Here is a 14,231-nt window from a genome sequence, read left to right as displayed (position 1 = left end):
TGCCGGAACGACAAGCGCCACCATTCGGACCATCGAGCCGCGGATGACAACAGACCACAGCGGCAATGACTCCCGGATTTATTTGCGGATCGCCGACGCCCGCTTGGCCCCGGCCCCCTTGGCGCCTTGCGCTATAAGCTGAAGAGCAACATAAAAGAAGCCGCAGGAAGCCGCGTTGAAAATCCACATCTACACCGACATCGACACCTTGTTTGGCCGCGCTTCGCGCTTGTGGATGGATGTTTTGGTGAATGCAGGCCATGACGTGGAGTTCATTGACTTGGGCACCAGCACCGACGCGCCGTTGCCCGATGTCGGCCACTGCGACGTCAACCTGTTGATCGCCGGAATTTATGCACTACCCCGCTTTGCGGCGCATGGCCTGCCGCGCAACGGCAAGCATGTGCTGTGGATGTTTGATCCATTGACGAAGAATGCGCTGGCTACCGTGCACCGGTACAAGACCGATCTTTTCGACGCCATCGCACCCGGCTTGCACGCTGTGCTGGCGATGGATTCCTCCATAGCACGCTACCTCGCACAGAATTTCCCGGCACTTGCCACTTACCAGCTGCCTTATATGGTGGCCGGCAAACACGTGCGCACGCCCCTTCCCGAAGCACAGAGAAACCGCGACATCATCATGATGGGCGGTGACACGCCCCGGCGGCGGGATGCCGAGCAGTACTTCGCCAACATGGCTCCCGCCCTGAAGGCCGAGTTCGTCTGGGGCGGCCTGTGGGGTGCGGCGCGCGACGCCTGCCGCGCCGGTGCACGCATCAACCTGAACATCCATGCCGATCCGGAACACATGTACTTCGACCAGTTCCGGACGTTCGAAAGCTGGGCGGCCGGCACAGCCGTCGTGTCCGATGTCTTCGAAGGCGTTGAAGATTTCGGCATCGAGCCGGGCGTTCACCTGGTCATGGCAGACCTCAAGGACATGCCCCTTGCGTGCGCCGATCTGCTGGCAGACATACCCCGCCGCCAGGCCATGGTCCAGGCATCGCAGCAACTGCTGCGTGAACGGTTCTCTCCCGCAGCCTGGCAAAGCCGCATGCTCGCCATGCTTGAAAACGTTGCCTGAGCATGGCGGAGATCTCGCGGCAGGAACTGCTCGCGCTGCGGCAGGCCAGCCAGCGCCTTGTTGCAACCGCTCCGCCTGGGGCCTCAAATTTCAAACGCGTCGATCAGGCAGTGCAGTGGTTTGGCGCCGTGCAGGCACAGGAATATGCCCATGCCCGATGGGCAGTTGGCTCGCGCTTCGCAGCCGCTGCGGCCATCACCGACGCGTCGATTGAACAGGCACTGTCCCAACGCAAGGTGGTCCGCAGCTGGGTCCTGCGCGGCACGCTGCACCTGGTGGCGGCCGCCGACCTGCGCTGGCTGCTGGCCCTGGCCGCACCGGCTTTGCTGACCCGCACCGCGGCAGCCTACCGTGAGGTCCAGCTGGATGAGGCAGCCTTCCGGAAAATCCTTCCGGCCATCCGGCAGTGCCTGGAAGGCGGCCGGCAGCTCACACGCCTGGAACTTTTTGCCGCACTCGCGCAGCACCATATCAATACCGAAGGCCATCGCGGAGGGCGCATCCTGTACCGTGCGGCCCAGGTCGGACTGATCTGCCTGGGCGATCCGCGCGGCAAGCAGGCCACCTACACCCTGCTCGATGAATGGCTGCCTCCCGGACCCGAAGCAGGCAAGGAGCTGCCTCGCGAAAACGCACTCAAACAACTGGCGCAGCGCTACTTCGCCAGCCATGGCCCTGCCACGCTGGCCGATTTTTCCTGGTGGTCAGGGCTGGCCGCCGGCGAAGCCAGGGCGGCGCTGGAGATGGCCGAAACCGGCCTGGCACAGGCACTGTTTGAGGGAGACACCGTGTGGTGGTCCAAGCGCACGCCTTTACCGCCGGCCGGCAAGCCCGCGCTTCAGCTTCAATTGCTCGCCGGCTTCGACGAATATGTACTGGGCTACACGGACCGCAAAGCCATCATCGACAGCGAACATGCCGGCAAGCTCATGACGCCTAATGGCCTGTTCCGGCCGGCGCTGCTGGTCGGTGGGCGCGTGGCCGGCACCTGGCAGGCAGAAACAAAAAAAGGCGTTGTCAGCATCAGCACCGCGTCCTTCGCCCCGCTGCCGCGCGGCAGCGTCGGCGCACTGCGGCTCGCCGCCCAACGCTACGCGGCATTCACCGGCCTGCCGCTGGCAGAAGTTCGCTGACGAAAAGCGCCGGCCTCAAGGGTTTACCCGGCCGAACTTTATTGCCAGTCGCAAGTAAGCGCATTACTCAGGTATAGCATTGCCGGGTGCATTTGACATGCACCCGCGCTACTATCCCCCAGTCATCCGGCCCATCCTTCCTTCGAAATATTGAGGAGCGCATCCATGGCAAAACTGAACGTCAACGGTACCGTGCGTGAGTTTGAAGTGGAGGACGACACACCGCTGCTGTGGGTCATCCGCGAACAGCTCGGGCTCACCGGCACCAAATACGGCTGCGGCATCGCGGCCTGCGGCGCCTGCACTGTGCACATCGATGGCGTACCTACACGCAGTTGCGTGCGGCCCGTCTCGACGGTGAGTGCCACCGAAAAAATCGTGACCATTGAAGGACTCTCGCCCGACGGCTCGCACCCCATACAGAAGGCCTGGGTTGCGCTGGACGTTCCGCAGTGCGGCTATTGCCAGTGCGGCATGGTGATGACCGCGGCGGCGCTGCTCAAGGCCAAACCAAACCCGACCGATGCCGACATCAACGAGGCGATGACCAACATCTGCCGCTGCGGCACCTACAACCGCATCCGTGCCGCCATCAAGGTTGTTGCCGCAGGTGGCAACACCAAAAGCGCGGCGCTCGCCATCCAGCACACCGACGGGAGCACGACATGAGCGCCACCACCCTGCCCTCCGCAAACTCTCTGCGTCTCTCGCGTCGCCGCTTCCTGGCATCGGGCGCCTCGGCCGGCCTCATCGTAGGTTTCCACATTCCGTTCGCCGGCACGGCGGCTGCCCAGGACGCAGCCTCGCCGGAGATCAATGCCTGGGTCGTGGTGCGCCCCGACGACACGGTGGTCATCCGCATCGCGCGCTCTGAGATGGGCCAGGGCAGCCTGACCGGGCTCGCGCAACTCGTGGCCGAAGAGCTGGAATGCAACTGGGCCAAAGTCACCACCGAATACCCGACACCCGGCCAGAATCTGGCGCGCAACCGGGCATGGGGCAATTTCTCCACCGGGGGCAGCCGCGGCATCCGCGAATCGCACGACTATGTGCGCAAGGGCGGCGCCACCGCCCGCATGATGCTGGTGCAGGCCGCAGCCGACGAATGGAAGGTGCCGGCGGCCGAATGTACCGCGGCCAGCAGCGTGATCACCCACACGCCATCGGGCCGGAAAACCACCTATGGGAAAGTGGCGATTGCGGCAGCCAAAGTGGCGGCCCCCACCGAGGTCAAGCTGAAGGACCCGAAAGACTGGAAGCTTGTGGGCAAGCGACTGGCACGACTGGACACAATGGACAAGGTCACGGGCAAGCAGGTCTATGGCGCCGACCTCAAACTGCCCGGCATGCTCAACGCGGCCATCAAAGACTGCCCGGTGTTCGGCGGCAAGGTCAAGAGCTTCAATGCGGCCGCGATTGAGAAGCGCCCCGGCGTAAAGAAGGTGCTGGCGGTCGGAGACAGCGCGGTGGCCGTCGTGGCCGACACCTGGTGGCGCGCCAAGACCGCACTCGACGCGCTGCCCATCGAATGGGACAACGGCCCCAACGCTTCAAACTCCAGCGCCGGCGTGGCCCAGATGCTCAAGGCCGGGCTGGACGCGCCCGACGCGGCCGTCGGCAACCAGAACGGCGACGCCAAAGCCGCGCTGGCTTCAGCGGCCAGGCGCATCGAAGCGGTGTATTCCTACCCGCACCAGAACCACGCGACCATGGAACCCATGAATGCGACGGCACGCTGGACGCCCGAGCGCTGCGAGGTCTGGACGCCTACGCAAAACGGTGAAGCGGCTCTGGCGGCCACCTCTGAAGCGGCAGGCCTGCCGGCCGGCAAATGCGAGGTCTACAAGATTCACCTGGGCGGCGGCTTCGGGCGGCGCGGCGCGGTGCACGACTGGGTGCGCCAGGCGGTGGACATTGCCAAACAAATGCCGGGCGTGCCGGTCAAGCTGCTGTGGTCGCGCGAGGAAGACATGCTGCACGGCCGCTACCACCCGGTCACGCAGTGCAAGCTCCAGGCCGGGCTGGATGCCCAGGGCAACGTCACGGCCCTGCACATGCGCATATCCGGTCAGTCCATCCTGGCCGGTGTGGCCCCGCAGAACGTGCGCAACGGACTCGACCCGGTGCAGTTCCAGGGCCTCAATGCGCCGGGGCCGGAAGCCTCCATAGGCTACAGCTTCCCCAACCTGCTGATCGACCACGCGATGCGAAACCCCAGCGTGCCGCCCGGCTTCTGGCGAGGCGTGAATCTGAACCAGAACACGATCTACCTCGAGTCCTTCATCGACGAAATCGCGGTTGCCACGAAACAGGACCCGCTGGCCCTGCGGCGCAAGCTGATGACGAACCACCCCAAACACCTGGCCGTGCTCAACGCCGTGGCCGAACGCGTCAAATGGAACGTCCCGCCGCCCGACGTCGGCGGCCAGAAGGTCTACCGGGGCCTGGCGCAAACCATGGGTTTCGGCAGCTACGTGGCGGCCTGCGCCGAAGTCTCGGTAAGCAACGACGGTGTGCTCAAGGTCCATCGCATCGTGGCCGCCACCGATCCGGGCTATGCGGTCAATCCGCAGCAGATCGAGGCGCAGGTCGAGGGCTCCTTTGCTTACGGCCTGTCGGCAGCGCTGTTCGGTGAATGCACACAGAAAGACGGGCGCATGGAGCAGGACAACTTCAGCACCTACCCCGTCGTGCAGATGCAGCACATGCCGGCGGTTGAAACCATCATCGTCGCCTCGGGCGGCTTCTGGGGTGGCGTCGGTGAACCGACGATCGCGGTCGCCGCGCCTGCAGTGCTCAATGCCGTGTTCGCGGCGACCGGCAAACGCATACGCGACCTGCCGCTGAAGAACCACGATCTCAAGAAGGCATGAACTGGCATGGCGCCATCGCCGGCGGGGTGATGATGCTGACACCCTGGACCAGCTTCGCGCAACAACCCGTCCCGGCGCTGCAGGTTGTTGGCGACGCCATACCCCAGGCACTGACGGTCACGCCCGGCGACCCGGCACGCGGCCGCGCCATCGTCGCGAGCCGCCAACACGGCCTGTGCCTGCTCTGCCACACCGGGCCCATTCCCGAAGAGCGCTTCCAGGGCAACCTGGCGCCCGACCTGGCGGGCGCGGGGGCACGCTGGAACGAAGGCCAGCTACGCCTGCGCATTGCCGACGCGCAGCGCCTGAACCCGGCCAGCATCATGCCCGCCTACTACCGCAACGACAGTCTGGTGCGCGTAGGTACGGCCTGGCAGGGAAAGCCCATCATGAACGCCCAGCAAATTGAAGACGTGGTGGCCTTTCTGCTGACACTGAAGTGAACTCATGACCACAGCAGGCCGTTTTATTTCTTTTAATCGGCGCCAGATTCTGGCGGGCGCGGCCAGCATGGGCCTGAGCGTCGTTTTGCGCCCCGCAGCGGCGCAGGCCGGTGAGCTGGCAGTAGCGGTAGCGGCCTACACCCAAGGCGCTCCGGTGCGGGCCGGCAAGGTCAAACTCGACGTGGCGGAGCTGGTGGATAACGGCAATGTGGTGCCCATCACCGCCACGGTGGACAGCCCCATGACGGCGGTCGACCACGTGAAAAGCATTGCCGTCTTCAACGAGAAAAACCCCCAGCGCGATGTGGCCCGCTTCACGCTGGGGCCTCGCTCCGGCAAGGCCAGCGTGACAACACGCATACGCCTGGCCACCTCACAACAGCTTGTGGCCGTCGCACAGATGAGCGACGGCAGCTACTGGTCGCACACCGTGAACGTGATCGTCACGCTTGCCGCCTGCATAGAAGGTGATCCCTGATGGCCCGCACACTCATCAATGCGCCGGCCAGCGCCAAGCGCGGTGAAGTTATCGAGATACGCGCGACCATAGGCCACCCAATGGAAACCGGCTTTCGCGCCGGCGAGGACGGCAAGGTCTTGCCGCGCAACATCATCCAGACCTTCAGCTGCCGCTACAACGGTGAACTGATCTTCAGCGCCGAGCTGTTTTCGGCCGTCTCGGCCAACCCCTACCTCGCCTTCCATACGGTGGCCACCGACAGCGGCACGCTGGTGCTTCGGTGGGAGGGCGACAACGGTTTTACGCAGACGGAGAGCATCAACCTCACCGTCTCGCCATGATGCGGATTTTGCAAGGCATGCTGTTGGGTCTGCTGATCAGCAATGCCAGCGCGCAGACAGCTCCAGGCAAAGACACTCGTCACTCGGGCTTTGACTATATGGGCGCATCCACACAGGCCATGCAGAAAGACGATGCGCTCAATCCCGGCATGTTGTGGGTCAAGGACGGCGAAGCCCTATGGAAGCAGCCCACGGGTGCCAGCGCAAAAGCCTGTGCCAGCTGCCACGCAGCAGCGCCGGACAGCATGCGCGGCGTGGCGGCGCGTTACCCGGCGTTTAACACCCAGCTGGGCCGCCCTGTCACTTTGGGCCAGCGCATCAACCAGTGCCGCCAGCAGCACCAGCAGGCTACTCCGCTGCGCCCCGAAAGCCAGGAACTTCTGAGTCTGGAAAGCTATGTCGCACTCCAGTCGCGCGGCCTGCCGCTGGCGCCGTCGGAAGACGTCAGGCTGGAGCCCTTCCGCCAGCGCGGGCAGCAACTTTTCACGCAGCGCATGGGCCAGCTCAACCTGTCATGCGCGCAATGCCATGACGGCCTGGCCGGCAGGCGGCTGGCCAGCAGCGTAATTCCAGAAGCACACCCGACGGGTTACCCGGTATACAGGCTCGAGTGGCAGGCCATGGGCTCGCTGCAGCGCCGCCTGCGTGGCTGCATGAGCGGCGTACGCGCCGAGCCTTTCGCATACGGTGCGCAGGAGCTGGTAGAGCTTGAGCTGTACCTGAATGCCCGCGCGAAAGGCATGGTGCTGGAGACACCGGGCGTGCGGCCGTGACTTGTCGTGTGACCGCAAGCCAGGAGGGAGGTGCCTCCCGGCCCCCGCCGCAGGGCGCAACGAAAACTCAGCCGCAAAGCGCGCATGCATGAACAGTCGAATTGGCACACAAGTTGCTGATCGCCAGACCTCTTCAGCCGCTTCCCGCTTCAACCTTGTTGCGTTCAGTGAATCAATGCGCAGATAGACACCTGGAGCGGCGTGGCCAAGCTGGCCAACGTCGAGGTGATAACATGATTTTTCCGGCAACGACAGCCGAAGGAGCACCCTGAGTGAACAGCACCCACGCCTTTTCCAGCGATACGGCAAGCGCTGCCGATGTGGTCAATGAGTTCCTCCGGCTCATCATGCTTCCTGACCCGGTCGCCGCCAGCCGGTTCACCGCACCCGGCATGAAGATTCTTTTCACCGGCGGCCGGGCCATGAGCGCCCCCGCTGAGTGCACCAAATTCAATGCATCGCGCTACAAATGGGTGAAAAAAAAGATTGAGCGCACCGAAACGGTTGCCGCCGGCTCTAACGGCTCCGCCCCCGACGAAGCGGTGGTCTACAGCCTGGGAACCCTGTACGGAGAATGGCCTGACGGAACGCCTTTTGAAGGCAACCGCTATGTGGACCGCTATGTCGTCAAAAGCGGGCTGATCACGCACATGGACGTGTGGAACGACAGCGCCGAATGGCTGCTGGTGCGGGCAGGCCTGGCTGTGCTGTGATCAGCTGATGGCGGCAAGCTATAGCGGCGCCCTGCCGACGCACAATCGCTTTGACTACCAGGCGATCAACCAGCGCAAACCTTATCGTTGGCCCAACGGCGCTGGTCTGGCTGTCTACCTGGCTTTCAACATCGAGCACTTTGCCTTCGGCGAGGGCATGGGTGCCACCATCGGCCCGGCCAGCCCGCAGCCGGATGTCCTGAACTACAGCTGGCGCGAGTACGGAAACCGCGTGGGCAGCTGGCGCTGCCTCGAGCTGTTTGACAGCCTGGGCCTGCCGGCGGCCGCCCTGATCAACACCGCACTGTATGACCACTGCCCCGAGCTGGTGGCTGCCTGCGTAGCGCGCAGCCACGAACTGGTCGGCCATGGCCACACCAATGCCGAACGCCAGGCCGCCATGAGTGAAGCGGGCGAAGGCCGTCTGCTGGTGCAGTGCCGCGCACGCATGCAACAGGAAAGCGGCCAGGCACCGGCGGGGTGGCTTTCACCGTGGATATCGGAAAGCCTGCATACCCCTGACCTGCTGACCGAAAGCGGCTACGGCTACACCCTGAACTGGTGTCACGACGACCAGCCGCTGCCGATGCGCACCCGCAGCGGAAAGGCTTTGTGGGCCGTGCCTTACCCGCAGGAACTCAATGACATCCCGATGATCATTGCGCGGCAGATGGACGGGAAAGACTTTGCGCAGATGATCATCGACCAGCTTGACGAGATGCTGGAGCAATCACAGGCCGGCAGTTCAGCACCACTGGTGATGGGCATTGCACTGCACCCCTACATCGTCGGCCAGCCTTACCGCCTGCGGCACCTGCGGCGTGCGCTTCAGCATGTCGCCGCCGCACGTGACCGGGGCCAGGTCTGGATGACTACGCCGGGCGATATCTTCCGGCACGCCGTACAGATGGCCGCGTGAGTGGCCCCTGGAAGAGGCGCTCGTGTGCGTGCCGGAGCGCGGGCAGAGGCTTTTGCTTATTACGCGCAGGAGCTGGTGGAGCTTGAGCTGAATGTCCGCGCGAAAGGCACAGCACTGGAGTCGCCCGGTGTACGCCCTGAGGTGCACATAAAGCGAGTTAGCTATTAAATTGATAGCTGCTTGCTCAGTATTTAAAGGACTTTCAGCCAACTTTCACTTCAACATTTTTCAGGTATTCAATCCCTGCCGCAGCACTGCCCCGCATTTGCCGGGACCGCCGGGCCGAAAGCTTCCGGCATGCAACCGTGGTTATCATCCGCATCGGAGTGGAGTTCGGCATACAAAGAGGAGGCAAGGTACCATGTTCTACTGGATCTACGACATACCCCACTGGATGCTGGCGCTGCTTTTTTGCGCCGTCTGCCTGGCCTACACGTGGGGTGGCCTGCTCTTGCTGCGGCCGCTGATGCGCAAGTGGGTGGGCTCGCATCCGGACGCCAATGAATTTGTCAGCTACTTTCTTTCGGCTTATGGGGTGTTCTATGGGCTGATGCTGGGCCTGATCGCGGTTGCCACCTACCAGAACTTCGCGGATGCAGAAAAAGCCGTGGGCAAGGAGGCCACCGCCATTGCGGCGCTGTACCGTGATTTGTCGAACTATCCGGAGCCTGCGCGTACCACCCTGGAAGGCCAGATGAGGGACTACGTACGCTTTCTGATCGTCGAAGCCTGGCCCGAGCAGCGGCAAGGACGGCTGCATGCTGGCGGCACCACGCGCGTTTCAGACCTTCATCAAAAGCTGCTGTCATTTACTCCCGCCAGCCGGACCCAGGAAATCCTGCATGCCGAAACGCTGCGGCAATTCAACAACTTTCTGGAGGCCAGGTATACGCGTCTGCAGAGCGTCAGCACCTCCCTCTCGGGTGTGCTGTGGTGGGTGGTGTGCCTGGGAGCGGCGCTGAACTTTTCGCTGCTGTGGCTGTTTTCCATGGACCGGCTGGCGCTACACCTTGTGCTGTCGGGCATCCTCGCGAGTTTTGTCGGCCTGATGCTGTTTTTCATCGCCGCGATGGACCATCCCTTCCGCGGCGAAGAGAGCGTCTCGCCGGACGCCCTGAAGCTGGTTCAGGAACGCCTAATGCCGTCCCCACACTAGCGCCGCGCCGGCGGCAAATCCGTACAACGGCCGTGCGCCACTTCCACGGCCCTCGCAGCCTTCAGGTCGACCAGTTGATCTGCTCAAACAGGCGCATGAGTCTGACCCGCCGCGTCATGCTGAATTGCCCGACCCAACCGATCCGGCCCAGCAGGTGCGAGCGAAAGTCGACAAGCCGGTCTTTGTTTTGTGATGCTGGCCCATGCAGCACGCTTTGATGCAAACACGCTTTCAGCCGATCAAAATCATCACGCGGAACATTCGGCAGCACATTGACCACGACTCCGGTCACGCGCTGCCGCTGATGCCGCGGCAGGCAACGCGTCTTGTCCGGATGGAGGGTAAAGCCTTCATCGCGGACAATTTCTGCAACCCAGGCGTGCAAGGCACGAAACTGCCGTCGCAGCGACTCGGGGCCTGAAAATACCAGGTCATCGGCGTAGCGCGTATAGCTCGCGCCGAACACCCAGGCCAATCCCTCAAGCCGCAAATCGAGATTGAAAGCGCAGAGGTTGGCCAGCGCCGGGGAGGTGGGCGCGCCTTGCGGCAAATGCGCGGAACCAAGGCGCGTGGCCCCTATCCAGTCAAGTCCGCCATCGTCGCGCAAACGCTCGATCACCATCCCCGCCGTGCGGTGTGTGCAGAGTGCGGTGAGACTTCGCGCCACGCCTTCGGGGTAACCCAGCGTGCGCCAGACGGCGTTGACCTGGGCCGCCCCTACACTTCCAAAAAAATCGCGCAAGTCAAAACGAATCACCACAGCTTGGCCAACATGGGTTGCCGCATGGGTTTTAACTGAACGGCCAGCGGTAAAGCCGTGTGCGGCCTCGTGCACAGGCACCTGGCTTAGCAGCGTATGCAGGATGTGGCGCTGCACCCGCTTGAGCTCCACTTTGGGCGTCTCCAGCAACCGAAGGCCACCCGTCTGCTTGGGCTGCAGGCTGTAGCGATAGTGTTCAACAACTGCCGGCGTCGCCGGAGCGAGCCAGCGCAGTTGCTCGCGCGAGAGCTGGAGCCAGCCCGCCAGATCCGCATCCGTGGCGATGTCGGGCAAGGTGCAAGCCTCCAGCCCCAACGGCCGGGGCCGCATCACCGCCGGTCGCAGGATCAGCCGGCGAATACGCGGTGGTCTTTCCGGCTCGGGATCATCCCGGTCATCGCTTGACTGCGCGGCTTGCGGCTCCCTGGAGTCATTGGGCTCCCCGTCTTCGTCGTCGTCCTTCTCCCCAAAGGCCAGATCAAAGGCATGCGATGCCTCCAGCCGCCGTGCAAGCGAAGTGACGTCAAATTTTTGCCAGGTGATGGCCGACAACAGAGACAGCGGTTCAAGCAGTTCCCGAAGCCACGCGGGGCGCCGCCCGAGGGCTGCTGCAGCCCTTGCCTGAAGGGCGCCCAAAGTAGTGCCGCCCGCGTTGCCCGCGTCGGCGAGCAGTGCGCGAGCCAGGCCGCGTGCAATCAAATGTCGGAAGCTGGCTTCGCGCATGGAATTGGGTTGACGCCAGCATCCCAACCAGCAGGTCCTGCGTGAGCTCGGTGCGCAGAATGCGCAGTCCGCTCACGCGCCGAAATTGCAAAGTACAAAAAAACCATGGGGGTACCCCATGGCGCGGACAGGCAGCAACGAATCACGTCCCGCTCGCAACACTTGGAATGCTGGCGTCGTCGAAATTCTAATGGCTTGCCCTTGGCAACGAGTTGTTTTCCGGCGCTGTGAAGGTGCCAAAACAACAGGGAATGCTTTTGGTGTACGTCTACAGGGCCCGCGCATGTCAAAAAAATATGTCACCCAAGAGAATGCAACTCGCTATCAATTCAATAGCATCTCGCGCTTTCCTGAAAAGGGTCAGAGGCACTTTTCACCTGAAGATCGGCGATGTGGGCTGGCCCACGCTGTCGCCCATCGCGAAGATGCGCGGCACCTTGGTGCGAATCTGGATGTCGACGTTGATGAAGCTGCGGTCGGTGACGGCCACGCTGGCTTTCTGGGCGCTGATCTTCTTGCCGCTCGGCGTACGGCCCACGGCTTGCAGCACTAGGTCATAGACCTGGGGTGCGGGAGCGGTGCCGCCCTCTTCTGCCGATGCAAACGTGACTTCGAGACCTTCAGGCAAGGCACGTGCGGACACTGTCTTGGTCTTCAGCATGATTGTCGAAGCGCGGCGCGTTCATTTTTTGCCAGATATTCACCAGGTCGCGGTCAGCGCCCTGCATCAGGCCGTCGAGCATTTCCACCACGTCCAGGCGTGCGCCCAGGGTGCTGTAGACCGTGCCCATTTCAAGCCCGATGATGCAAGAACCGACTGGGAGTATTGCCGTTGGTGAGGGCGCGTCCCGTCTTGTCGTAGAGGTACTACCGTACTGGGATGGGCGAGCGCCGCCTGGGCCTGCCAACCCGCCACGCCGGCGTCATAACGCTCGTTCAAGCATTCCTTCACTCGCGTCATCGATGAGGACAAAGGCAAGGCCTGGGTTGCCGATGCGATCAATCGCCAGCAGCGCAAAGCGGGCCAAAAATAAGGAGGCGTTCGCCTCGCCAAGACGGGTCATGGTGTTGCACAGTTGGGTATACACGGCGTCGAGTTCGCTGTCTGTCATGGCGCAGTCCTTTTGCAAATTGATCGTGGTTATGGATGAAGGGCATGCCGTATGGCCGTGGCGATATCCTGCGCGCTCGCTGCGTGCCAGCGTCCAAGAACATGGCCGTCTGGGCGTATCAGATAGATGGTGCCGGGAGCCGCCCCATAGAGGGTGCGGAATCGGCCTGTATGGTCCCAGCAGTGATCACTATTGGTCTGATCCCGATGCGCGCTCACCGCAACGAACTTGAACGGCAGCGCCCCGTCTTGCAGTTCTTCTTGCAGCGCTGCGAATTGCGCTGGCACGGCGCCGTCTTCGCCAAAACGCAAGACCGTGAAACACGGCCCGATGAGGTCGGTCAAATGGGCCTCCCGTGCGTTGCCATCCTGGACGATTGACAATGGACATTCGGGCAGCACGGCGCCCGGTATCGGACCTGCAATGAATGCATGGGGCACCTGAGCGGCCATATGGAGGGGCGACGCCTCATAGCGTATGGGCGAACTCTGCCGCGGGTTAATCAAGGAACGCACGCTCTCGTGCTTGACCGCCAGACTCAACACGGCATCGCGCAGCAACGCGAAGGCGAACGATGGCGGCGCCATGAATTCGGTACTCTTGGTGCCATAGTGAAGATTTTCACGGGCGGCAAAGACACGCTCATCCGAGTAGCTGTCGAGCAGACTTTCGCCGGCAAGACCTTGAACAACCAAGGCCAGTTTCCAGGCCAGGTTGTCGGCATCGTCAATGCCAGAATTCGCTCCACGCACACCAAAAATCGGCACCAGATGGGCCGCATCGCCACCAAACAGGACGCGTCCATGCCGATAGCGCTCAAGAGTCAACGCATGGGCCTTATAGATCGTGATCCAGATCGGTGCCCAATCGCCGCGCTCGCCCATCATCTCCAGCAGGCTCTGCACGCGCGGGATCACATTTTCCGGCTTCACGGCTTCTTCAGCGTCTTCGCCGTCACGCAATTGATAGTCGATGCGCCAGACATTGTCCGGTTGCTTATGAACCAGCACGGTGGAACCGGGGTTGGACGAGGGATCGAAGTAGGCCAGGCGTTCGGTCGGCCGCTCGCTTTCAAGCGCGATATCGACGATCACATACCGGCCCTCGTAGCTGGTCCCCTGGAGTGGCAGGCCGAGCGCCTCGCGGATCGTGCTGCGGCCGCCGTCACACGCGACGACCCAGTCCGTGTTGAGGCAATACTCGCCTTCGGGGGTGGCAACAGTCAGCGTTGCACCGTCGGCGTGCGCATCGATAGCCGTCACCCGTGTCTGCCAGCGAATCTCGATGAGATCCGATTTCCTTTCCGCAGCATCGAGCAAAAATTGCTCGATATGGTATTGAGCCAGGTTCACCATGGGCGGCAGCTTTTGGTTCTCGTCTTGCGGCATCGTGAAGTGCAGCACCTCCTGGTCGCGGTAAAAGCTGCGGCCTCCAGCCCAGGGCAAGCCTTTCTCCAGGAATCCCTCGACGGCACCCAGGCGTTCAATGATTTCCAGGCTACGGCGCGAAATGCAGATCGCGCGGCTGCCATGGCAAACAGAGTCGTCCGCCTCGATCAGCACGGAGGGGATGCCATGGTTCGCCAGCCCAAGGGCCACAGCCAAGCCGACCGGGCCGCCGCCGATGATCGCGACGGCATGCCGTTTCACTTCGATGCCATGCGTCCTCGTCGGCAGCAGGCCCGCATAACGTTTCGCTGTAAAGGGATAGTGCTTGAATTCCATATTCATCGTTCGGA

14 protein-coding genes and 1 pseudogene are annotated in these 14,231 nt (G+C 62.8%); 11 read left to right on the top strand and 4 right to left on the bottom strand.

Going from position 1 to position 14,231, the window contains the following annotated elements; genetic code table 11:
* The first annotated feature begins 175 nt into the window (after nucleotides 1-175).
* From AC1D11_RS21385 to AC1D11_RS21335, 11 genes are all read left to right on the top strand, one after another.
* Nucleotides 176-1,087 carry a glycosyltransferase family protein gene (locus AC1D11_RS21385; protein ID WP_477649704.1) on the top strand — a complete coding sequence of 304 codons (912 nt, stop codon included), beginning with the start codon at nucleotides 176-178 and terminating at the stop codon, nucleotides 1,085-1,087.
* A 2-nt stretch (nucleotides 1,088-1,089) separates the two neighbouring features.
* Nucleotides 1,090-2,220 carry a winged helix DNA-binding domain-containing protein gene (locus AC1D11_RS21380; RefSeq protein ID WP_477649703.1) on the top strand — a complete coding sequence of 377 codons (1,131 nt, stop codon included), beginning with the start codon at nucleotides 1,090-1,092 and terminating at the stop codon, nucleotides 2,218-2,220.
* 165 nt (nucleotides 2,221-2,385) lie between these two features.
* On the top strand, nucleotides 2,386-2,889 hold the full coding sequence (locus tag AC1D11_RS21375; RefSeq protein ID WP_457280590.1) for a (2Fe-2S)-binding protein: 504 nt from the start codon (nucleotides 2,386-2,388) through the stop codon (nucleotides 2,887-2,889).
* Nucleotides 2,886-5,093, top strand: coding sequence for a xanthine dehydrogenase family protein molybdopterin-binding subunit (locus AC1D11_RS21370; RefSeq protein WP_477649702.1), 2,208 nt, complete (start codon nucleotides 2,886-2,888; stop codon nucleotides 5,091-5,093). Before AC1D11_RS21375 ends, AC1D11_RS21370 begins: the two co-directional genes overlap by 4 nt.
* Nucleotides 5,090-5,536, top strand: a complete 447-nt coding sequence (soxX, locus tag AC1D11_RS21365; protein WP_477649701.1) for a sulfur oxidation c-type cytochrome SoxX — start codon at nucleotides 5,090-5,092, stop codon at nucleotides 5,534-5,536. The genes AC1D11_RS21370 and soxX overlap by 4 nt, the downstream gene beginning before the upstream one ends.
* 4 nt (nucleotides 5,537-5,540) lie before the next feature.
* A complete protein-coding gene (locus AC1D11_RS21360; protein ID WP_477649700.1) occupies nucleotides 5,541-6,014 on the top strand; it encodes a SoxY-related AACIE arm protein in 474 nt (157 codons plus the stop codon).
* Nucleotides 6,014-6,337 (top strand): thiosulfate oxidation carrier complex protein SoxZ, encoded by a 324-nt coding sequence (soxZ, locus tag AC1D11_RS21355; RefSeq protein ID WP_477649699.1) that lies wholly within the window; start codon nucleotides 6,014-6,016, stop codon nucleotides 6,335-6,337. Before AC1D11_RS21360 ends, soxZ begins: the two co-directional genes overlap by 1 nt.
* Nucleotides 6,334-7,110: a sulfur oxidation c-type cytochrome SoxA gene (gene soxA, locus AC1D11_RS21350; RefSeq protein ID WP_477649698.1), complete on the top strand. Its 777-nt coding sequence runs from the start codon at nucleotides 6,334-6,336 to the stop codon at nucleotides 7,108-7,110. The genes soxZ and soxA overlap by 4 nt, the downstream gene beginning before the upstream one ends.
* A gap of 347 nt (nucleotides 7,111-7,457) precedes the next feature.
* Nucleotides 7,458-7,823 carry a nuclear transport factor 2 family protein gene (locus tag AC1D11_RS21345; RefSeq protein ID WP_477649705.1) on the top strand — a complete coding sequence of 122 codons (366 nt, stop codon included), beginning with the start codon at nucleotides 7,458-7,460 and terminating at the stop codon, nucleotides 7,821-7,823.
* Nucleotides 7,824-7,830: 7 nt separating this feature from the next.
* Nucleotides 7,831-8,742 (top strand): polysaccharide deacetylase family protein, encoded by a 912-nt coding sequence (locus AC1D11_RS21340; RefSeq protein WP_477649697.1) that lies wholly within the window; start codon nucleotides 7,831-7,833, stop codon nucleotides 8,740-8,742.
* 361 nt (nucleotides 8,743-9,103) lie between these two features.
* Nucleotides 9,104-9,898, top strand: coding sequence for a bestrophin-like domain (locus tag AC1D11_RS21335; RefSeq protein ID WP_477651260.1), 795 nt, complete (start codon nucleotides 9,104-9,106; stop codon nucleotides 9,896-9,898).
* Nucleotides 9,899-9,959: 61 nt separating this feature from the next.
* Here AC1D11_RS21335 and AC1D11_RS21330 read toward each other — a convergent pair whose 3' ends face one another.
* The 4 genes and pseudogenes from AC1D11_RS21330 to AC1D11_RS21315 all read right to left on the bottom strand — a co-directional run bounded on the left by AC1D11_RS21330 (nucleotide 9,960) and on the right by AC1D11_RS21315 (nucleotide 14,223).
* Nucleotides 9,960-11,381, bottom strand: a complete 1,422-nt coding sequence (locus tag AC1D11_RS21330) for a reverse transcriptase family protein (RefSeq protein WP_477649695.1) — start codon at nucleotides 11,379-11,381, stop codon at nucleotides 9,960-9,962.
* Nucleotides 11,382-11,775: 394 nt separating this feature from the next.
* Nucleotides 11,776-12,196, bottom strand: a pseudogene (locus AC1D11_RS21325) (FAD-dependent oxidoreductase); the annotation flags it as partial.
* A gap of 108 nt (nucleotides 12,197-12,304) precedes the next feature.
* A complete protein-coding gene (locus tag AC1D11_RS21320; protein WP_477649694.1) occupies nucleotides 12,305-12,493 on the bottom strand; it encodes a hypothetical protein in 189 nt (62 codons plus the stop codon).
* Nucleotides 12,494-12,522: 29 nt separating this feature from the next.
* Nucleotides 12,523-14,223, bottom strand: coding sequence for an FAD-dependent oxidoreductase (locus tag AC1D11_RS21315; RefSeq protein ID WP_477649693.1), 1,701 nt, complete (start codon nucleotides 14,221-14,223; stop codon nucleotides 12,523-12,525).
* Between the last annotated feature and the right edge of the window lie 8 nt (nucleotides 14,224-14,231).

This window comes from Polaromonas sp. P1_E11, from assembly GCF_056405995.1.
This window is presented reverse-complemented; position numbering and strand designations above follow the sequence as displayed.

What these genes read in the sequence shown, in the direction of transcription:
- AC1D11_RS21380 (WP_477649703.1), top strand. Translation starts at nt 1,090, where the DNA reads ATGGCGGAGATCTCGCGGCAGGAACTGCTCGCGCTGCGGCAGGCCAGC.
- AC1D11_RS21375 (WP_457280590.1), top strand. Translation starts at nt 2,386, where the DNA reads ATGGCAAAACTGAACGTCAACGGTACCGTGCGTGAGTTTGAAGTGGAG.
- AC1D11_RS21370 (WP_477649702.1), top strand. Translation starts at nt 2,886, where the DNA reads ATGAGCGCCACCACCCTGCCCTCCGCAAACTCTCTGCGTCTCTCGCGT.
- soxX (WP_477649701.1), top strand. Translation starts at nt 5,090, where the DNA reads ATGAACTGGCATGGCGCCATCGCCGGCGGGGTGATGATGCTGACACCC.
- AC1D11_RS21360 (WP_477649700.1), top strand. Translation starts at nt 5,541, where the DNA reads ATGACCACAGCAGGCCGTTTTATTTCTTTTAATCGGCGCCAGATTCTG.
- soxZ (WP_477649699.1), top strand. Translation starts at nt 6,014, where the DNA reads ATGGCCCGCACACTCATCAATGCGCCGGCCAGCGCCAAGCGCGGTGAA.
- soxA (WP_477649698.1), top strand. Translation starts at nt 6,334, where the DNA reads ATGATGCGGATTTTGCAAGGCATGCTGTTGGGTCTGCTGATCAGCAAT.
- AC1D11_RS21345 (WP_477649705.1), top strand. Translation starts at nt 7,458, where the DNA reads ATGCTTCCTGACCCGGTCGCCGCCAGCCGGTTCACCGCACCCGGCATG.
- AC1D11_RS21340 (WP_477649697.1), top strand. Translation starts at nt 7,831, where the DNA reads ATGGCGGCAAGCTATAGCGGCGCCCTGCCGACGCACAATCGCTTTGAC.
- AC1D11_RS21335 (WP_477651260.1), top strand. Translation starts at nt 9,104, where the DNA reads ATGTTCTACTGGATCTACGACATACCCCACTGGATGCTGGCGCTGCTT.
- AC1D11_RS21330 (WP_477649695.1), bottom strand. Translation starts at nt 11,381, where the DNA reads ATGCGCGAAGCCAGCTTCCGACATTTGATTGCACGCGGCCTGGCTCGC.
- AC1D11_RS21320 (WP_477649694.1), bottom strand. Translation starts at nt 12,493, where the DNA reads ATGACAGACAGCGAACTCGACGCCGTGTATACCCAACTGTGCAACACC.
- AC1D11_RS21315 (WP_477649693.1), bottom strand. Translation starts at nt 14,223, where the DNA reads ATGAATATGGAATTCAAGCACTATCCCTTTACAGCGAAACGTTATGCG.